Raw genomic sequence first — 19465 nt, 5'->3', positions numbered from 1 at the left:
CGTGGACAGCCACCTCGACACAGCCGTCGTCGGCCTCTACCTGGCCGCCATGATCGCCTTCGGCTTCTGGGGGAAGCGCCGCGCCACCACCCAGTCCGACTTCCTGGTCGCCGGACGGCGGCTCGGTCCGCTCCTGTACTCCGGGACCATGGCCGCCATCGTGCTCGGCGGCGCCTCCACGATCGGCGGCGTCGGGCTCGGCTACGAGTACGGCCTGTCCGGGATGTGGCTGGTCGTCGCGATCGGCACCGGGATCCTCGCGCTCTCGCTGCTGTTCGCCGGCCGCATCCAGCGCCTGGGCGTCTACACCGTCAGCCAGATGCTCGAGCTGCGCTACGGCCCCGGCTCCAGCGTGCTCTCCGGCGTGGTGATGTTCGGCTACACGCTGATGCTCTCGGTCACCTCGACGATCGCCTACGCGACGATCTTCGGTGCCCTGCTCGACCTGGGGCGGGTGCCGTCGATCGTCATCGGCGGCAGCGTCGTCGTCCTCTACTCGACGCTCGGCGGCATGTGGTCGATCACCCTGACCGACTTCGTCCAGTTCGTCATCAAGACCGTCGGGATCTTCCTGATCCTGCTGCCCGTCGTGGTGGTCGAGGCCGGCGGCTTCGGCGGCCTGGCCGACGCCCTGCCCGCGGACGCCCTCTCGCTCACCACGATCGGCGGCGGCACGATCGTCACCTACTTCGTGATCTACACCTTCGGCCTGCTGATCGGGCAGGACATCTGGCAGCGGGTGTTCACCGCGCGCAGCCCCGGCGTCGCCAAGTGGGCCGGCGCTGCCTCCGGCGTCTACTGCCTGCTCTACGGCGTGGCCGGCGCCGTGATCGGCATGGCCGCCCGGGTCGTTCTGCCCGCCCTCGACGCCCGCGACGACGCGTTCGCCGCCGTCGTGGAGGCCACGATGCCGGCGCTCCTGGCCGGGCTCGTGCTCGCCGCCGCCCTCGCCGCGGTGATGTCGACCTCCAGCGGCGCGCTCATCGCCACCGCCACCGTCTTCAGCCAGGACATCGTCGCGCGGCTGCGGGGCCGTGACCCCGAAGCCGGCAGCGAGCACGAGCACGTCCGCAGCAACCGGCTCTACGTGGCCGGCTTCGGGGTCGTGATGATCGCCGTCGCCTGCGCGCTGCAGGACGTCGTCGCCGCGCTCACCATCGCCTACGACATCCTGGTCGGCGGCCTGCTCGTGGCCATCCTGGGCGGGCTGGTCTGGCGGCGCGGTACCAACGTCGGCGCCCTGGTCTCGATGGCCGCCGGCACGCTGGCCACGCTCGCCACGATGGTCGTCGTCGGCGACATCTACGCCAACGAGCCGATCTACTTCGGGCTCGCCGCGGCCCTGGTGGGCTACGTGGCCGGCAGCCTCACCTCCGGGCCGACGGACCCGCAGGTGCTCGCCGACTGGGACCGCCGCGTCACCGGGGAGGACGCGCCGCGGACGCCGACGGCGGGCGTCACCTCCTGACCCGGCAGCGCGGCCCGTCCCCGAGGGGACGGGCCGCGCTGGTGAGGTGCTGGAACGGCCCCGTCCAGAGGCTCGCCACGAGCTTGCGAGCGGTGCGGGGGACGGGGTCCTCAATGGATGTGCGACCCGCCGTTGACGTCGTAGGTCGCGCCGGTCACGTAGCCGGTCTCCTCGCGGCACAGGTACGTGATGAGGTCGGCGACGTCGGCAGGCCGGCCGTTGCGGCCCACGGGGATGCCGGCGACCAGCTGCTGCTTGCGCTCCCCCTCCAGGGCACCGCCGGTGATGTCGGTGTCGATCAGCCCCGGCGCGACGGCGTTCACGGTGATGCCGTGCGGCCCGAGCTCCCGGGCCAGCGCCCGGGTGAAGCCGAGTTCGGCGGCCTTGGCGGCGGAGTAGGCCACCCCGCCGAAGACCCCGCCACCCCGCTCGGCCGACACCGAGGAGAGGAACACGATCCGGCCGAAGCCGCGCTCGGCCATGCCGGGCGCGAGGCGGCGGGTCACGTTGAACGCGCCCCGCACGTTGACGGCGAAGATGCGGTCCCACTCCTCGCCGCCGACCTCGAGGAACGGCGTCGGCGAGGTGATCCCGGCGTTGTTCACCAGGGCCCCGACCGGTGGCAGCGCGCCGTCGAGGGCGCCGAGCGCGTTCTCCACGGACGCCTCGTCGGTGATGTCGCAGCCGACGCCCACGGCCTGGACGCCGTTCCGCTCAGCGACCTCGTGGGCGGCGTCCTTGGCGCTGGCCTCGTCCAGGTCGAGGATCGCGACGTTCCAGCCGGCGGCGGCGAGGGCGTGGGCGGTGGCGCGGCCGATGCCGCGCTTGGAGCCGGCGCCGGTGACGACGACGGTCTTGTCGGAGACGGACATGTTTCTCCTCCAGTGATCGGGTGGTCGGGTTCGGGTTGTCGGCGTCAGGCCGTGGCCGGCTCGGGGTCGGCGGCCCAGGGCGCGTGTGCGCCGCCGCCCAGCTCGGCCTTGACGCGGGCGACGACGGCGTCGGTCGACAGGCCGTAGCGGTCGTGCAGCGTGGGCAGAGCCCCGGCGGCGAGGAACTCGTCGGGCAGGGCGATGGGCACCACGCGGGTGCCCACCCCGGCGAAGGCCAGCGTCGAGGCGACCGACTCGGCCAGCCCACCGACGACGGTGTGGTTCTCCAGCGTGACGACGAGCCGGTCGGTCCGGGCCGCCCGCAGGATCGCCTCGGTGTCCAGCGGCTTGATGGTCGGCACGTGCAGGACGGCGACGTCGACGGAGTCGGCCTCCAGGCGGGTCGCGGCCTGCAGCGCACGCATGGTCATCAGCCCGGTGGAGATGAGGACGACGTCCCGGCCGGTGCGCAGCTCGGCGGCCTTGCCGAGTTCGAAGCGGTAGTCGTACTCGTCGAGCACCGTCGGCACCGCGCCCCGCAGCAGCCGGAGGTAGGTGGGGCCCGGTGCGTCCGCCAGCGCCGGCACGGCCTGCTCGATGTCGACCGAGTCGCAGGGATCGACGATGGTCAGGCCCGGGCAGCCGCGGAGGATCGCCAGGTCCTCGGTGGCCTGGTGGCTCGGCCCGTACCCGGTGGTCAGACCGGGCAGCGCCCCGACCACGTTGACGTTGAGCGCGGGCTCGGCGATGTCCAGGCAGAGGAAGTCGTAGGCCCGCCGGGTGGCGAACACCGAGTAGGTGGAGGCGAAGGGCACCAGCCCGACCTCCGCCATCCCGGCCGCCGCCCCGAGGAGCGCCTGCTCGGCCATGCCCATCTGGAAGAAGCGGTCCAGGTGGGCGTCGCGGAAGACGTGCATGTCGGTGTACTTCGCCAGGTCGGCCGACAGCCCGACGACCTCGGGCCGCTGCTCGGCCAGCCGGTTGAGCGCGTGCCCGAACGGTGCGCTGGTCGTGCGCTGACCGGGGTCGGCGAACGACGCGATCATCGCCGAGGTGGTGAGCCGCTTCTTCGGCGCGGTGCTGGTCATCGGGCCAGTCCTTCCTCGAGCTGGGTGCGGGCGAGCTGCCACTCGTGGGCCTCGACCCGCATGAAGTGGGCCTTCTCGCGGCCCTCGAGCAGTGGCACCCCGCGTCCGATGCGGGTGTCGCAGACGAGCACCCCGGGCGACCCGCGGTGCGCGCGGAGCTCGTCGAAGGCGTCGACGAGCGCGGCGACGTCGTTGCCGTCGACGCGCAGGGCGTGCCAGCCGAAGGCCCGCCACTTGTCGGTCACCGGCTCGGTGCGCAGCACGCCGGCGGTGGGGCCGTCGGCCTGAAGCGCGTTGACGTCGACGATCGCGGTGACGTTGTCCAGGCCGTGGTGGGCGCAGCCCAGCGCCGCCTCCCAGGTCGAGCCCTCGTCCAGCTCCCCGTCGGAGAGCAGGTTGAACACCCGCGCCCCGTTGCCCTGGTGGCGCAATCCGAGGGCCATCCCGGCGGCCACGGCCAGCCCGTGGCCCAGCGACCCGCCGGAGATCTCCACGCCCGGCGTGTAGGAGGCCATGGCCGACATCGGCAGCCGCGAGTCGTCGGAGCCGTAGGTCTCCAGCTCGTCGGCCGGGATCGTCCCGGCCTCGGCCAGCGCCGCGTAGAGGGCGATGGCGTAGTGGCCGATCGAGAGCAGGAAGCGGTCCCGGTCGGGCCAGTGCGGGTCCTCCGGGCGGTACCGGAGCTGGTCGGTGTAGACGGCGGCCAGGACGTCGGCCACGCCGAGCGCCTGCCCGATGTAGCCCTGCCCCTGCACCTCCCCCATGTCGAGGGCGTTGCGGCGGATCCGGTAGGCGGCCCGGCGGATGCGCTCGATCCGTTCCGCGCGGTCGCCGGCGGCGGGTGCCGCCTGTGGTGTGGTCAGCGAGGTCATGACGTGTTCCTCCCTTGTTCGATTCAGTCAGGCGAAGATGCCGAGCACGAGGACCGCGCCCAGGCCGACGAACGACAGCACCGCCTGGGCGACCGTGTAGACCTGGAAGGCGCCGCGCACGGACAGGCCCAGCAGCGTCTTGAAGATCCAGAAGGTGTTGTCGGTGACGTGCCCGCCGAAGGCGGCCCCGGACGCGGCGGCCAGCCAGATCAGCACCGGGTTGAGCCCCAGGCTCCCGACGACCGGTGCCAGCAGCGACGCCGCGGTGATGGCAGCCACGGACCCGGAGCCCTGGGCGAGGCGCAGCAGCGCCGCGACCAGCCAGGCCAGCACGAGCGGGTAGGCCGCGTTGGCGCTGAAGAGGCCGGCCACGAGGTTCCCGACGTCGGTCTCCGCGATGACCTGCCCGAGCGATCCCGCGACGCCGGTGAAGAGCAGGATGACGCCGCTGGTCCCGGCGGCCCGCACCACCACCTCTTCGACACCTTCCCGGCCCAGGGCCGGGATGGCGATGAAGAACCCGATGAGCAGGCCGATGAGCAGCGCCACCACGGGGTTGCCGAGGAACCCGAGCAGGCCCACCTCCGCGCCGAACGCGCTCGTGGTGGTGTCGAGCACGATGAGCACCAGCGGCACCAGCAGCGGCAGCAGGGCGACGAACAGGGGCAGCTGCCTGCCCGGCGTCCCGGTGCCGACGGGATGCGGGTCGCGTGCGACGGCCGTCGCGCTGCCGCCACGCCCTGGCTCTCCGGCCGGCTGGCCACCCGGGGCGACCGGCTGTCCACCGGTGGACTCAGCGGCGGACGGACCGCCGTAGCCGGCGATCTCACCGGTGTGCTCCGGATCGGTCAGCGGGTCGTCGTCGCGCTGCTCGTTCCAGGTGAAGCGCATCAGCAGGGTGTGCAGCGCGACGCTGGCGATGATCACCACGACGCCGAAGGGGATCCCCCACAGGAGCATGGTGCCGAGCGGGATGTCGAGGGCGGCCGCGATGGCGAGCGCGGCTGCACCGGGCGGGACCATCAGGAGCGCCACCTCGAGGCCGATGGCCAGTGCGCCGGCCAGCGGCGCGATGCTGAGCCCGGTCCGCAGGGCGATCGACCGGGCCATGGGCCCCAGGATCACGAGCGCGACGTCGAAGTAGATCGCCGGGAAGACGATCCCCGAGGTCAGGCCGATGACGTACGGGGAGCGCTTGGCCCCCACGAGGCGCAGCATCCCGTCCACGACGCGGTGGAGCGTCCCCATGGCCGACAACAGGGTCCCGAGCATCACGCCGAACCCGATGATGAGGCCCACCTCGGCCATCAGGTTGCCGAAGCCCTCGACGACGGCGGCCGTCGTCCCCTCGTAGCCGAGCCCTGCGGCGATGCCGAGATAGAGGGCCCCGATCACCAGCGAGATGACGGGGTTGATCTTCGCGAGGACGATGAGGCCGACGACGATCGCCACGGTGATCGCCGTGTGCAGCAGGAGCAGCGTGGTGTCGGTCATGTCAGTCCCCCGACCTGCGAGAGCCGGTGGAGCTGCGGGGTCCCGATCGTCGCACCGACGGGGCACCCGGTGGTGACCCCCGCGGTCGGGGAGCCCTCGAACAGGTGCCGGACGGCGACGTCCTCGAGGTGTGGGTCGTGGAGTGCTGGGTGCCGCTCGGTCATGGTGGTCTCCGGTGGGCGGTGGGCGTCGGATCCCCGTTGGTTGACTGTTGACAGTCAACTGCCGACTAGAGTGGGTGGTGCGGGTCACGGTGTCAAGGCTCACTTCCGGGCGCCTGCATCGCCGCAGGTCGGTGCGGAGGCAGCCCGGCGAGGGGCAGAGCGGCCCAGCCCTGCGAGTCCCGCCCCGAGCTCGCGAGCGGTGAGGAGGGGCAGCCCCTGCAGGGTCCAGCCGAGAGCCTGCGAGCGGTGGGCTCAGGGCGGCCCCGTCCCGGGTCCCGCCGCCCCGAACCCGTGAGGGGGCGAGCGGGAGTGCTCCCCTATGCGGACTCGGTCGCCTGGGCGAAGTGCTCCGCGGCGCCGGCCATGTGCTCGTCGACGACCCGTACGGCCGCCTCGACGTCCCCGCGCTCGATGGCCTCGACGATCGGCACGTGCCGGTCGCGGGCCATCATCGGCGCCTGCCAGGCCGCGCCGTTGAGGATGGCGACCCGCATCCGGCCCTCGAGCCGCTGCCAGGCCTCGACGAGCATGGAGTTGCCCGACAGCCGGCAGAGCAGCAGGTGGAAGGCCAGGTCGGCCTCCATCCGCGCGGCGGGCTCACCCTCGTCGGAGAGCCGCTCCACGGCGGCCCGTAGCGTCTCCGCGGCGGCCTCGCGCCGGCGCGAGGCGATGACCTCGCGGACGGCGAGCCCCTCGAGGGCGGCCCGGACGCGGAACAGCTCGTACACCTCGGCGGAGGTCAGGCTGTTGACCCGCAGCATCCCGCGGTTGCCGGCGGTGACCAGGCCCTCCTGCTGGAGGTGGCGCAGCGCCTCGCGCACCGTGCCGCGGCTCACCCCGAGCGATCCGGCCAACTCCACCTCACCGAGGTGGTCGCCGGGCCGGTACCGGCCGGACAGGATGGCCGACCGGAGCGCCTCGAGGGACCGCTCACGCAGGGTGCTCCGGTCCAGTGCCGACAGTGACTCAACGCTCACGCAGCAGCCTCCTCGTCGACCGTCATCGTACCGACGCGCTCCCCGCCGTCCGTGCCGACTGTCGACAGCAGCACCCGCAGGGGGGTCAGCGTGCCACGACGTTGCGCAGCTCGCCGCCGGCGAGCAGGGCCTCGAGGTTGGCGCCGACGAGCTCGTCGGAACCGACCGGCCGGCCGCCGGCGGCGTGCGGGGTGAGCAGCAGGTTCGGCGCGTCCCACAGCGGGGAGTCGGCCGGGAGCGGCTCGACCTCCGTGACGTCGAGGGCGGCGCCGGCGATCCGCCCCCCGGTGAGCGCGGCGACGAGGGCGGGCTCGTCGACCGTCGTCCCGCGGCCGACGTTGACGACGAACGCGCGCCGCGGCAGCGCGGCCAGCCGGGCGGCGTCCAGCGCGTGGGTCGTGGCCTCGGTGGCGGGCAGGATCATCACCAGGACGTCGGTCTGCTGCAGCTCGGCCTCCAGCTGGTCCTCGGGGACGACGGGGAACCCCGCCCGCTCCCCCGCACTGCGCGCCACGCCCCGCACCTGCGCGCCGAGGCCCTGCAGCAGCGGGGCGAGGTTCTGCCCGATGTTGCCGAAGCCCCAGACGAGCACGCGGGCGCCGAGCAGCGTGGTGACCGCCCCCTCGGGGTGCAGCGGCTGCAGGCCGCCGAGCTCGCCGGCCCAGCGGTGCTCGGCCTGCGCGGCGATCGCCTGCGGCAGCCGGCGCAGCAGCGCGAGCACCAGGGCGAGGGCGTGCTCGGTGACCGGCCGGTCGTGCAGGCCCACGCCGGAGGTGACGACGACGTCGTCCGGGAAGCCCGCGCCGAGGACGACGTCCGGCCCGGCCGCCAGCGTCTGCACCCAGCGCAGCCGCGGCATCCGGCCCGCGACGGCGCGCAGGTCGCCCGGGCGGTTGCCCCACACCACCAGCGCCTCGGCGTCCAGGTGCTCGTCGGGCACCGGCGCCCCGGCGTCGTAGCGCACCGCCTCGACCTCCTCGGGCAGCGCGGGGTCGAGCGGGACGGAGTCCGGGAGCAGCAGCTTCACGGCGACCAGCCTGCCCGAGGGACGACGTCCCGCGCACGGCGCTCGGTTTGACCGCGCCCGCCCGCCCGAACTACACCTTGCGGAGGCCTCGCGCCGCAGCACGCCCACCGGCCGGCGCGCTGACCACCCCCGCTGAGAAGGTGACGAACCGCCGTGCACGACGACGACCTCCGGAAGCGGCTCGACCAGCTCGACCTCGAGCAGAAGGTGCGCCTGCTGACCGGCGCGGACGTCTGGTCGCTGCACCCCGAGCCGGCCGTCGGACTGCGCCGCCTGGTGGTCTCCGACGGTCCGGCCGGCGTCCGCGGCGAACGCTGGGACGAGCGCGACACCTCCGCGAACGTCCCCTCCCCCACGGCGCTGGCCGCGACCTGGGACGTCGACCGGATCCAGCGCCTCGGCCACCTGCTGGCCGCGGAGGCCCGGCGCCGGGGTGTCGACGTGCTGCTCGCCCCCACGGTGAACCTGCACCGCACCCCCTACGGCGGGCGGCACTTCGAGTGCTTCAGCGAGGACCCGCTGCTCACCGGCCGGATCGGCGTCGCCTACGTGCGAGGGCTGCAGGACGAGGGCGTCGGCGCCACCGTCAAGCACTTCGTCGCCAACGACCAGGAGACCGAGCGCTTCTCCGCCGACGTCCGGGCGGACGAGCGCGTGCTGCGCGAGCTGTACCTGGCGCCGTTCGAGGCGATCGTGCGCGAGGGCGGCGTGTGGGCGGTCATGGCCGCCTACAACGGCGTCGACGGCACGACGATGACCGAGAGCCCGCTGCAGCGCGACGTCCTCAAGGGCGAGTGGGGCTTCGACGGGATCGTCGTGTCGGACTGGTTCGCGGCCCGGTCGCCGGCCGCGGCGGGGAGCGGCCTGCTCGACCTGGTGATGCCCGGCCCGCGCGGCCCTTGGGGCGACGCCCTCGTCGCGGCGGTGCGCGCCGGGGAGGTCCCGGAGTCGGCCGTCGACGACAAGGTGCTCCGCATCCTCCGGCTGGCCGCGCGGGTCGGCGCCCTGGAGGGGGTCCCGGGCGGGGACGCCACCCCCTGGACCGCGGACCAGGTCAGCGCGGAGCTGCGGGCCGCCGCGGCGGCGGGCTTCGTCCTGGCCCGGAACCAGCCGGCCGTCGCCGGGGAGGGCCCGGTGCTACCCCTCGAGCGCGGCACCCTGCGGCGGGTCGCCGTCCTCGGGCCCAACGCGGTCGAGGCCCGCACCCTCGGCGGCGGCAGCGCGACGGTGTTCCCGCCGTACACCGTCTCCCCGCTGGCCGGGCTGCGCGCCGCCCTCGGCCCGGACGTCGACGTCGTGCACGGCCGGGGCGGCCGCAGCACGCACCGCCTGCCGCCGGCGGGCCCCGACCTGCTGCGCCGCCCCGACGGCGGACGCGGCGTGGAGGTGCGCTTCCTCGACGCGGAGGGCGCCGTGCTGGGCACGGAGGAGCGCGAGGCGGCGGCCTTCACCTGGCAGAGCTCCTACGGTCCCGGCCTGCCCATGGACCGGGTGCGGTCGGTGGAGGTGCACACGCGCGTGCGGGCCGAGGAGGACGGCCCCCACCGGATCGGCGCGTCCGGCGTGGGCCCGTTCCGGGTCACGATCGGCGGGGAGGTCCGCCTCGACACCAGGATCAGCCTGCCGCCGGGCGCGGACCCGGTGGAGGGCATGATGCGGCCCCCGCAGGAGTCCGTGGCCGTGGAGCTGCGGGCCGGCGAGGAGGTCGAGGTCGTCGTCGGCCACGTGCCCGAGCCCGCCGGGGGCTTCGAGGACACGGAGGTGGACTCGGTGACGTTCCAGGTCAACGTCGCCCGTGAGGCCGATGACGACGCCGAGCTCGAGCAGGCCGTGGCGCTGGCCCGGGACGCCGACGTCGCCGTCGTCGTCGTGGGGACCACCGAGGAGGTGGAGAGCGAGGGCTTCGACCGCACCTCGCTCGCGCTGCCGGGCCGGCAGGACGAGCTGGTCCGCAGGGTGGTCGAGGCCAACCCGCGAACGGTGGTCGTCGTGAACTCCGGCGCCCCGGTGCTGCTGCCGTGGGCGGAGGACGTGCCGGCGGTGCTGCTGACCTGGTTCCCGGGGCAGGAGTGCGGCAACGCGCTCGCCGACGTGCTGCTGGGGGCCGTCGAGCCCGGTGGCCGGCTGCCGGTCACCTGGCCGGCCACCGAGGAGGGCCTGCCCTCCCCGCGGCCGGTCGAGGGGACGCTGCGCTACGACGAGGGCCTGTTCGTCGGCTACCGGGGCCACGACCGCGACGGGCGGGAGCCGCGGTTCCGGTTCGGCTCCGGCCTGGGCTACACCACGTGGGAGTACCTGTCCGCCGAGGCCGACGACGGCTCGGCGGTCACCGTGCGGCTGCGCAACACCGGCGGCCGGCGGGGACGGGAGGTCGTCCAGGTCTACGCGAGCCGCCCGGACAGCGCCGTGGAGCGCCCCGTCCGCTGGCTGGCCGGCTTCGCCGTGGTGGAGGCCGACCCCGCCGAGGAGGTCGCGGTGACGGTCGACCTGCCCGGGCACACCTACCAGCACTGGGACGAGGCCGGGCACCGGTGGGCCACCGAGGCGGGCCGGTTCCGGCTGCACGTGGGTCCGTCGTCCGGCGTCCTGCCCGTGGAGCTCGACGTGCAGGTCGCGGGCTGACCCCCCAGGGGAGGACGACGATGACCCCAGGCCCTCCGCCGGCGTCCGGTCCCCCCGCGGTGCTCGGGCTCGGCCTGGCGGCGATCGGGCGGCCGGGCTACCTCACCCTCGGCCGGGACCGCGACCTGCCCGCCGACCGTTCCCCGGCGGCGCTGCGCGCCCGTGCCCACGAGCTGCTCGACACCGCGGCGTCCCTGGGCATCCGGTACGTCGACGCCGCCCGGTCCTACGGGCGCGCCGAGGAGTTCCTCGCCGCCTGGCTGCACGGTCGCGAGCAGGTGCCCTTCGTCGCCAGCAAGTGGGGTTACCGGTACACGGCCGGCTGGCGCACGGATGCCGAACGCCACGAGGTCAAGGAGCACACCGCGGCGGCGTTCGAGCGCCAGTTCCGGGAGAGCACCGAGCTGCTCGGCCCCTGGCTGCGGCTCTACCAGGTGCACTCGCTGACCTCGGAGAGCCCGCTGTGGGACGACGAGCCGCTGCAGCGCCGGCTGGCCGAGGTCCGGGACGCGGGCACCGGGATCGGCTTCTCGACGTCCGGGCCCGAGCAGGCCGCCGCCGTCCGCCGCGGCCTGCAACTCACCGTCGACGGCCTCCCGCTGTTCTCCAGCGTGCAGTCGACCTGGAACCTGCTCGAGACGTCCGCGGCCGGGGCGCTGGCCGAGGCGCACGCCGCCGGCCTGCGGGTGATCGTCAAGGAAGGCGTCGCCAACGGGCGCCTCACCGAGCACGGGCTGCCGGCCGGCAGCCCGCTCGCCACGGCCGCGCGGGACTCCGGCGTCGGGGTCGACGCGGTCGCGCTGGGGGCGGCGCTCGCGCAGCCGTGGTGCGACGTCGTGCTCAGCGGCGCGGTGACCGTGGCCCAGCTGACCAGCAACGCCGAGGCGACCCGGGTGGCCGACCTCGACGTCGGCGGACTGGTCGAGCCGCAGGCCCCGAAGGACTACTGGGAGACCCGGAGCCGCCTGCCCTGGCAGTGAGGCCGGGACGCGATTCTGCTGGACGGCCGGGGAGGTGCCGGGCCCCGGACCAAGCGGACGCCATCGAACGGTTAGCAGGGGGCAAAGCATCGCGGCGGGCGCTACCCCCCGTTGCGGTGCCGCCTACCGTGCCCGGCCATGACCCCCGCCATCAGCCCGGGCCGTACCGCCGCTCCGTCGCTGCCCCCACGACCTCCGAGTGACCGGCGCGGCCGGATCGTCGGCCTCGACGTCGCCCGCGCGCTGGCGGTGTTCGGGATGCTCGGTGCGCACCTGGGTTCCGTCACGCCCGACGTGGGGGCGTCGCCGTCGACGTGGCCGGGCCTGGTCAACGGGCGGTCGTCCATCCTGTTCGCCGTCCTGGCCGGGATCTCGATGGCGCTGCTGTCGGGGCGCACCGCACCGGTCACCGGCGACGACCTGGTCCGCGCCCGCGTGCGGATCCTGGTCCGGGCCGCGTGGGTCTTCGCCATCGGCGGCGTGCTCGAGGCCCTCGGCACCGGCATCGACGTCATCCTCGGCGTCTACGCGGTCCTGTTCGTCCTCGCCCTGCCGTTCCTGCGCTGGACACCCCAGCGGCTGCTGCTGGCGGCCGGTGTGCTGGCGGTGGTCACGCCACCCGCTGATCTGGTCCTCACGCAGGTCGTCGTGGCCACCGACGCCTACGGCACCCCGTTCGCCTGGCTGGCGGTGACCGGCCCCTACCCGGCGCTGATCTGGTGGACCTTCATCCTCGTAGGCCTGGCCGTGGGCCGCTGCGACCTCACCACCGCGCGGGTCCGGAGGCAGCTGGTGGCCGCCGGTGCGGCCCTCGCCGTCCTCGGGTACGGCGGCGGCTGGCTGTCCACGCAGGCCTGGGCGGACGGGCAGCCGCAGCGCTGGCCGGTCGAGGACACCGCACGCCCGGAGACATCGGATCCCGCTCTGCTCACCGGCGCGTTCCCGCACAGCGGCACGACATTCGAGATCGTCGGCTCGGTCGGCGTGGCCCTCGCCGTCATCGCCGTGTGCCTCGTCGTCGCCGACCGGCTGCCGGGGACCGTCTTCCCGATGGCAGCGGTGGGATCGATGGCGTTGACCGCGTACGCCGGCGGGATCGTCGCCGTGGCCGTCAACGGGACCCTCGACTACACCACCAACCACGCGTGGCTCGCCTTCGTCGTGGTCACCACCGCCACCGCCACGCTCTGGCGCCTCTTCCTCGGTAGGGGACCGCTGGAGCGACTCCTGACGTGGAGCGCCATGCGAGCGGCGGAGCAGGGGATGTCCTCCGGGATGGCGCGGACCGCGCGTCGCGCCGACACGCCCTGAGCCGACCCGTGCCCTCCAGGTCCACGTGGCCGCATGCCATGACCCGCACGCCGGCCGGCCATGAGCGGGGGACGTACCGCATCCATCGAGACCGAGAGGCTGGGAGCAACGGATGACACAGACAGACGTCGTGGTCCTGATCCTCATCGCGGCGCTGATCCTCGTGCTCGGGTTCACGCTCTGGCTCGCGGGCAGACGGCGGTGAAGCGGGGTGCGGGACGTCGGCGACGAGCCGGACGCACGGTCGCCGAGAGGCACGTCCCGTGACCGGAGGACCCCTCGCTCCGGGACCTCGGTTGCGGGGACCAGAACCTCCGTGCGGCGGCCCGGCTCCATGACCGGAGCTCAGGTGTGCAGGACCGCCGCACCGCCGAACCGTCCGTGGGCCAGGTCCGACAGCGCCCGCGGGGCGTCGTCCATGGGGTAGGCGACGGTGGTGGCCCGGACGCCGAGCCGGCCGGCCAACCGGAGGAACTCCTCGCCGTCGCGGCGGGTGTTGGCCGTGACGCTGCGCAGCCGGCGCTCGCCGAACAGCTCGCTGGCGTAGTCCAGCGCCGGGATGCGGGGGAGCCAGATGCCGGCGACGGCCAGCGTCGCACCGCGGTCCAGGGCCCGCAGCGCGACCGGGACCAGCTCGCCGGCCGGGGCGAACAGGATCGCGCCGTCCAGCGGCTCGGGTGGCGGGTCGGTCGCCGCCCCCACCGAGTCCACGCCGAGCTCCTCGGCCAGCCGCCGGTTGTGCTCGCCGCGGGTGAGGACGTGCACCCGCAACCCCTGCGCGAGCGCGACCTGGGCGGTGAGGTGCGCGCTCCCGCCGAAGCCGTAGACGCCCAGCCGCCCCCCGGGTGGCACGTCGGCGCACCGGAGGGCCCGGTAGCCGATGATCCCGGCGCACAGGAGCGGCGCGGCCTGCTCGTCGGCCAGCCCGTCCGGCAGCGGGTACGCGAAGGCCTCGTCGACCAGACAGGCGTCGGCGTAGCCGCCGTGCTCGTCCCAGCCGGTGAAGACCGGCGCGGTGCAGAGGTTCTCCTCGCCACGCCGGCAGAACCGGCAGCTGCCGTCGGTGCCACCGAGCCAGGGCACTCCGACCCGCTCTCCCACGGCGAACCGGTTCGCGCCGGAGCCGAGAGCGGAGACGCGCCCGACCACCTCGTGCCCCGGCGTCACCGAGGCCCGCCGGGGTGGCAGGTCGCCCTCGGCCAGGTGCAGGTCGGTGCGGCACACGCCGCAGCAGGTCACGTCGACCCGCACCTGACCCGGCCCGGGCACCGGTTCGTCCCGGTCGACCCGCCGGAGGGGACCGGTGTCGACCGGGCCCGGCACGCCGACCGCCCAGGCCCGCACCGCTGCTCCCCGCCGGCGGGTCAGACGCGGGCCGGGACGCGGGAAGCCTGCTCGGGGACGACCACGCCGGACGGCTCCGGACGGACCACCAGCACCGGGCAGGAGGCGTGCACCACGCAGTGCAGGGCCACCGAGCCGAGCAGGGTACTGCGGACGCCGCCCCGCCCGCGGCTGCCGACCACCAGCAGGGCGGCGTCCCCGGACCGCTGGGTCAGCTCGACGGCGGCCGGGTCGACAGTGGCCACCACCTGCGTCCGCACGGAGCCCGCGCCGCCGTCCAGCGGGATGCCCAGCTGTCCGGCCACCTCGTGCAGCAGGTCCAGGACCCGCTTCTCGGTGTCCCCGCGGATCTCGGCGAGGTCCCGGAAGGCGAACGGGGCGCCGCTCATCCAGTACAGCTCGCCCGCGGAGCTGGCGACGAGCTCCAGGACGGCGCCACGGCGCGCGGCCGCCGTCAGGGCGTACCCGAGCGCGTCCCGTGAACCGGGGGAACCGTCCACCCCCACCACCACCGTGCCGCCCGCCGACGGGAGAGCCGGGTCCGCACCGACGTCCATGGGTCCTCCTCGGTCCTGCCCGGCGGGGTCGCCGGGTCGTCGCCTGCGACTCTGGACGCGGCAGCGGGCACCGTCCCGGGTCGTGCGTCCCGCCCGGCAGGGCCGCTGGTCCCTCGGCCCAGGAGGAGGGACGGAGGTCCCGTCCGAGGTGCGCCCGGCGACCCTGGGGGCCCGCCGGCCCGTCTCCTAGCGTCCGGCGCAGGAACCCGCCGTGGAGGAGGAACCGTGCAGGCCAGAGACGTCATGACCCGCGAGGTCGTCACCGTCGGACCCGAGACTCCCGCGAAGTACGCGGCAGAGGTCATGGCCGAGCACGGCTTCGCGGCCCTGCCGGTCGTCGACGAGGACGACCAGCTCGTCGGCATCATGGCCGAGGCCGACGTCCTGCGGGACCGGATGCCACCGGACCCCCGGCTCCACTTGCGCCGGGACGACGGAGCCGACGACCGGGCCCTGTCCCTCCTGGTGCGCGGGGTGATGACGTCCGACGTCCGGTGCGTCGAGCCTGCGGCCGACGTGGCCGACGTCGCGCGGGTCTTCGTCGACGAGCGGCTGCGCAGCGTGCCGGTGGTCGACGGCGGCCGGCTGGTCGGCATCGTGAGCCGTCGAGACCTGCTGCGGGCACTGGTCCGCCCGGACGAGGAGATCCGGCACGAGCTGCTCCGGCTGGTGGAGGGCTACACCGGTGAGCTCGACGCGTGGGAGGTCGTGGTCGGCGACGGCGTGGCCACCATCCGGCGCACCCGCGGCCGCCCCGAGCCGTCGGCGGACGTCGAGCAGCGGGCGCTCTCCACGCTCGCCCGGACGGTCGGCGGGGTCGTGGGTGTGCGGGTCCTCCCCGCTGCGGACCTGCAGCCCCAGGGCGAGGTCCGATCTCAGCCCACCAACGCCTGAGGGGCCGACCATGACCACGCTGCGATCCAGTCCCGTGGTCGTCGGGGTCGGCGGCTCCGACGGCAGCCGGGCGGCTCTCACGTTCGCGATCGAGGAGGCCCGGCGGCGGCACGCGCCACTGCTCGCCGAGGCGGTGGCCGGCCGGCGGGAGAGGGAACCCGACGTGCTCGTCCGCGAGGTCGTGCTGCGGGAGCGGACCGCACGGGCGCTGGTGTCGGTGGCGCTGACCGCTGAGCTCCTGGTGGTGGGGCACCACCACCGCCGCGCGCGGGACTGGCTCGGGTCGACGACCCACGGCGTCCTGCACCGGCCCGGGTGCCCCGTCGCGGTCGTCCCGGTCGCCGCCGGGACCCCCCGCTGACGTCGGGCGGCCGGACCACCATGCCCACCACCGGCCCGGACCGGGTGGTCGTGCCGCTCGGCGACGCCGAGTGCCGGGCTCTGCTGCTCGGCGGCCGGATCGGCCGGCTGGCCTTCACCCGGAACGCCCTTCCCGCGATCCAGCCCGTGTCCTACCGCATGCACGACGGCGAGGTCGTCATCCCGGCCCTGCCGGACAGCCCCTTCGCGCCCCGTGCCTGGGGAGCGGTCGTCGCCTTCGGCGTCGACTCCTACGACGACTCGACCCCGACCGGGTGGAGCGTCACCGTGGTCGGCCCCTCCCGCTCGGTCCACGACCCGGCCGCGGTGGCCGTCCTCGACACCCTCCCCTGGCCGGCCCCGGGGGCGACGTGCGGTCACCGTTACGTGGCGGTACGGATCGGGATGCTGAGCGGGTGGCGCACCGAGACCCGTGCCGGCTGAGGCGACGCCGCCGGGGTCGCTCTGACACACCGGGGAGCGGCGTCCCACCGTCCGCGGACGAACCCGGTTCCACCGCGCGGGGCTGCGTGCCACCCTCGGGCGGCAGGGGGTGACCCGCACCATGCCGACCCGGCACCACGCCACTCGCCCGAACGCCCCGTCCACGAGTTCGCCCCTGGCCGGCATGCGGCTCGGCGAGCTGCTGGAGGAGGTCCAGGAACGCCTGGCGACCGTGGCCGCGAGCCAGGCCCGCGTCCAGCACCTGCTCGACGCCTTCCTCACCGTCTCGACCGGGCTGGACCTCGAGGCGACCCTGCGGCGCATCGTCGAGGCGGCCACCGACCTCGTCGAGGCACGCTACGGGGCACTGGGCGTGCTGGCGCCCGGGGGCGGGCTGGCGGCCTTCACCCACGTGGGCATCGACGACGACCTGGCCGCCCGGATGGGGTCGCTGCCCGAGGGCAAGGGCGTGCTCGGTCAGCTGATCACCGAGCCCTACCCGCTGCGCATCGCCGACCTCGGCCGGCACCCGGCCTCCGTGGGCTTCCCCCCGCACCACCCGCCGATGCACACGTTCCTCGGCGTCCCGGTCCTGGTCCGTGGCGAGGTCTTCGGCAACCTCTACCTGACGGAGAAGCAGAACGGCGAGTTCACCGCCGAGGACGAGGCTGTCCTCACCGCGCTCGCCGGGGCGGCCGGCATCGCCATCGACAACGCCCGGTTGTACGAGGAGGCCGAGGAGCGGCGGCGGTGGACGACCGCGATCTCCGAGGTGCGGGCCGGCCTGCTCGACGCCCCGTCGCCCGACGACGCGCTGCGACTGGTGGCCACGCGGGTCAAGGAGCTCACCGGCGCCGAGGGGGTGTGGATCGTGGTCGGCCCCTCCCCCGCCGACGGCACCTTCGACGTCCGCGTGCAGGTCGCCGAGGGGCTCGACGACCTGACCGGCCGACGGCTGACGACCGAGGACAACCCGGTGCTGGACGCCGTGGCGGGAACCGACGGCGTCGTCACCGTCGACCTGCGGGGCACCGACTACCGGGGACCCAACGCCCACGTGGACTGGGGGCACTGCATCGCGGTGCCCCTCCGGGCTGCGCACAGCGAGCACGCCGTCGTCGTCGCCGCCCGACGCGCCGGGGCCCCCGTGTTCGACGGGACCACGGCTCCCCTCATCGCCGCCTTCGTCGACCAGTCGGCCGCCGCGCTCGACCTCGCGGCCCGTCAGCGGTTCGCGCGCCAGCTCGACGTGTACGAGGACCGCGACCGGATCGCCCGTGACCTCCACGACCACGTCATCCAGCGCGTGTTCGCCGCTGGTCTGAGCCTGCAGTCGGTCGTCCTCCGCATCCAGGACCCGGACGCCAGACGGCGGATCGGCGAGGTCGTCGGACAGCTCGACGAGACCGTCCGCGACATCCGGACGACGATCTTCGACCTGCACAGCACCGAGGACGTCGACCGGTCGACGAGTCTGCGGCGGCGGGTGCTCGACGTCGTCACCGAGACGGCAGGACCCGACCTGCACCCGACCGTGCGCATGTCCGGCGCCGTGGACAACCTGGTCACCGGCGACCTCGCCGCCGACGTCGAGGCGGTGGCCCGGGAGGCGGTGAGCAACGCCGCCCGGCACTCCGGCGCCGACCACGTCACGGTCACCCTCGACGTCACCGACGAGGTCGTGCTCGAGGTGACCGACGACGGCCGGGGCATCGACTCCCGCGCCGCCCGCAGCGGACTGCGCAACCTCGAGGAGCGCGCCGTCCGGCGCAGCGGTGGGGCGAGCGTGGCGGCGTTGCCCGAGGGCGGCACCCGGCTGCGCTGGTGGGCGCCGCTGAGGTGACCCGGAGCAGGGGTCAGCTCTGGCGGGTGGTCGCCGTCCCGCCGCGCAGCTCGGTGGCCAGGACCGCCGCCTGGGTGCGGCGCTCCAGGCCCAGTTTGGCGAGCAGGTGGGAGACGTAGTTCTTCACCGTCTTCTCGGCGAGGAACATCCGCTCGCCGATCTGCCGGTTGGTCAGCCCCTCGCCGATCAGCTCCAGCACCGTGCGCTCCTGGGGACTGAGCTCGGCCAGCGGGCCGGCCGGCTCCGCGGCCTGCCGCAGTCGCGCCATGACCGCGGTCGCGGCCGTGGGGTCCAGCAGCGAGCCTCCGGCCACCACGGTGCGGACACCGGTGACCAGGTCCTGGCCCAGGATCTGCTTGAGGAGGTAGCCCGAGGCGCCGGCCATGATCGCCTCGAAGAGCGCCTCGTCGTCGCTGTAGCTCGTCAGCATGACCACCTTGAGCTCCGGCATCCTCGACCGCAGCTCGCGGCAGACCGAGACGCCGTCCCCGTCGGGCAGCCGGACGTCGAGGATCGCGACGTCCGGCTTGAGGGCGGGCACCCGGGACAGGGCCTCCGAGGCGTTCTTCGCCTCGCCGACCACCGTGATGCCCGGGTCGCTCTGCAGGACGTCGGCCACCCCCCGGCGGACGACCTCGTGGTCGTCCAGCAGGAAGACCTTGACCACCCCGGTTCCCTCGGCCACCGGCCACCCACTCCCTCCCGACAGCGCACCGCGCCCCCGCCAGCACGCTGCAGCGAGGCCGTCGCGACAGGCTAGGCGCGGCACCTGGTCCGGGGGGCAGGGACCGAGGTCCTGTGTCAGGGACCCGGGCCGGGACGTCCCCGCCGGGCGGGGACGGGGCGGACCGGGCCTGCAGAGCAGCGGTCAGGACCGGGAGGTCGAGGACCCGAACCAGCCGCTGCCGCAACCGGGGCACTCCGCCCGGCCGGTCGGCCACCACCCCGCCGAGCGCGTCGTCCGGGGTGGGGCCGGGCACGAGCAGGAGCACCGCGGTGAACCGCGCGGACAGGGTCCCGCCGGTGTCGACGGCCTGCACGGCGAGGTCGGCCGAGCTCACCCGGCGGAGGACCCGACGGCCGGCCCGCCGACGGCCGGCGCCCCCGTCGCGGCGGACCGGAGGCCACCGCCCGCACGACCTGCTGCC

At 74.7% G+C, this 19465-nt stretch carries 17 protein-coding genes; 8 read left to right on the top strand and 9 right to left on the bottom strand.

All coding sequences use genetic code 11. The features are described from left to right. The first annotated feature begins 1 nt into the window (after position 1). Positions 2–1468, top strand: coding sequence for a sodium:solute symporter (locus tag ACWIX3_RS12320; protein WP_448612354.1), 1467 nt, complete (start codon positions 2–4; stop codon positions 1466–1468). Between the two features lie 110 nt (positions 1469–1578). Here ACWIX3_RS12320 and ACWIX3_RS12315 read toward each other — a convergent pair whose 3' ends face one another. From ACWIX3_RS12315 to ACWIX3_RS12290, 6 genes are all read right to left on the bottom strand, one after another. Further along, complete coding sequence (locus tag ACWIX3_RS12315; RefSeq protein ID WP_448612353.1) at positions 1579–2340, bottom strand: SDR family NAD(P)-dependent oxidoreductase; 762 nt, start codon at positions 2338–2340, stop codon at positions 1579–1581. A 44-nt stretch (positions 2341–2384) separates the two neighbouring features. Beyond that, positions 2385–3428, bottom strand: a complete 1044-nt coding sequence (locus ACWIX3_RS12310; RefSeq protein ID WP_448612352.1) for a transketolase family protein — start codon at positions 3426–3428, stop codon at positions 2385–2387. Then, positions 3425–4300, bottom strand: coding sequence for a transketolase (locus ACWIX3_RS12305; protein ID WP_448612351.1), 876 nt, complete (start codon positions 4298–4300; stop codon positions 3425–3427). The genes ACWIX3_RS12310 and ACWIX3_RS12305 overlap by 4 nt, the downstream gene beginning before the upstream one ends. Positions 4301–4327: 27 nt before the next feature. After that, a complete protein-coding gene (locus ACWIX3_RS12300) occupies positions 4328–5794 on the bottom strand; it encodes a GntP family permease (protein WP_448612350.1) in 1467 nt (488 codons plus the stop codon). A 481-nt stretch (positions 5795–6275) separates the two neighbouring features. Continuing rightward, positions 6276–6935, bottom strand: coding sequence for a GntR family transcriptional regulator (locus ACWIX3_RS12295; RefSeq protein ID WP_448612349.1), 660 nt, complete (start codon positions 6933–6935; stop codon positions 6276–6278). Positions 6936–7020: 85 nt separating this feature from the next. Beyond that, positions 7021–7962, bottom strand: coding sequence for a phosphoglycerate dehydrogenase (locus tag ACWIX3_RS12290; RefSeq protein ID WP_448612348.1), 942 nt, complete (start codon positions 7960–7962; stop codon positions 7021–7023). Between the two features lie 153 nt (positions 7963–8115). Here ACWIX3_RS12290 and ACWIX3_RS12285 point away from each other — a divergent pair, with 153 nt between their 5' ends. From ACWIX3_RS12285 to ACWIX3_RS12275, 3 genes are all read left to right on the top strand, one after another. Beyond that, positions 8116–10584 (top strand): beta-glucosidase, encoded by a 2469-nt coding sequence (locus ACWIX3_RS12285; protein WP_448612347.1) that lies wholly within the window; start codon positions 8116–8118, stop codon positions 10582–10584. Between the two features lie 20 nt (positions 10585–10604). After that, positions 10605–11564, top strand: a complete 960-nt coding sequence (locus tag ACWIX3_RS12280) for an aldo/keto reductase (RefSeq protein WP_448612346.1) — start codon at positions 10605–10607, stop codon at positions 11562–11564. A 138-nt stretch (positions 11565–11702) separates the two neighbouring features. Continuing rightward, complete coding sequence (locus tag ACWIX3_RS12275; protein WP_448612345.1) at positions 11703–12875, top strand: heparan-alpha-glucosaminide N-acetyltransferase domain-containing protein; 1173 nt, start codon at positions 11703–11705, stop codon at positions 12873–12875. Positions 12876–13220: 345 nt separating this feature from the next. Here ACWIX3_RS12275 and ACWIX3_RS12270 read toward each other — a convergent pair whose 3' ends face one another. Continuing rightward, complete coding sequence (locus ACWIX3_RS12270; RefSeq protein ID WP_448612344.1) at positions 13221–14219, bottom strand: zinc-dependent alcohol dehydrogenase family protein; 999 nt, start codon at positions 14217–14219, stop codon at positions 13221–13223. A gap of 20 nt (positions 14220–14239) precedes the next feature. Further along, positions 14240–14776, bottom strand: coding sequence for a universal stress protein (locus ACWIX3_RS12265; protein ID WP_448612343.1), 537 nt, complete (start codon positions 14774–14776; stop codon positions 14240–14242). Positions 14777–15001: 225 nt separating this feature from the next. Here ACWIX3_RS12265 and ACWIX3_RS12260 point away from each other — a divergent pair, with 225 nt between their 5' ends. The 4 genes from ACWIX3_RS12260 to ACWIX3_RS12245 all read left to right on the top strand — a co-directional run bounded on the left by ACWIX3_RS12260 (position 15002) and on the right by ACWIX3_RS12245 (position 18317). After that, positions 15002–15670 (top strand): CBS domain-containing protein, encoded by a 669-nt coding sequence (locus ACWIX3_RS12260; RefSeq protein ID WP_448612342.1) that lies wholly within the window; start codon positions 15002–15004, stop codon positions 15668–15670. A 10-nt stretch (positions 15671–15680) separates the two neighbouring features. Continuing rightward, positions 15681–16031: a universal stress protein gene (locus ACWIX3_RS12255; protein ID WP_448612341.1), complete on the top strand. Its 351-nt coding sequence runs from the start codon at positions 15681–15683 to the stop codon at positions 16029–16031. Between the two features lie 20 nt (positions 16032–16051). Then, a complete protein-coding gene (locus ACWIX3_RS12250) occupies positions 16052–16474 on the top strand; it encodes a pyridoxamine 5'-phosphate oxidase family protein (protein WP_448612340.1) in 423 nt (140 codons plus the stop codon). 109 nt (positions 16475–16583) lie between these two features. Further along, a complete protein-coding gene (locus ACWIX3_RS12245; RefSeq protein ID WP_448612339.1) occupies positions 16584–18317 on the top strand; it encodes a GAF domain-containing protein in 1734 nt (577 codons plus the stop codon). 13 nt (positions 18318–18330) lie between these two features. Here the strand turns inward: ACWIX3_RS12245 and ACWIX3_RS12240 are convergent, their stop codons facing one another. Then, a complete protein-coding gene (locus ACWIX3_RS12240; RefSeq protein WP_448612338.1) occupies positions 18331–19002 on the bottom strand; it encodes a response regulator in 672 nt (223 codons plus the stop codon). Positions 19003–19465: the final 463 nt, after the last annotated feature.

The sequence above is a fragment of the Geodermatophilus sp. URMC 60 genome (assembly GCF_053502585.1).
This window is presented reverse-complemented; position numbering and strand designations above follow the sequence as displayed.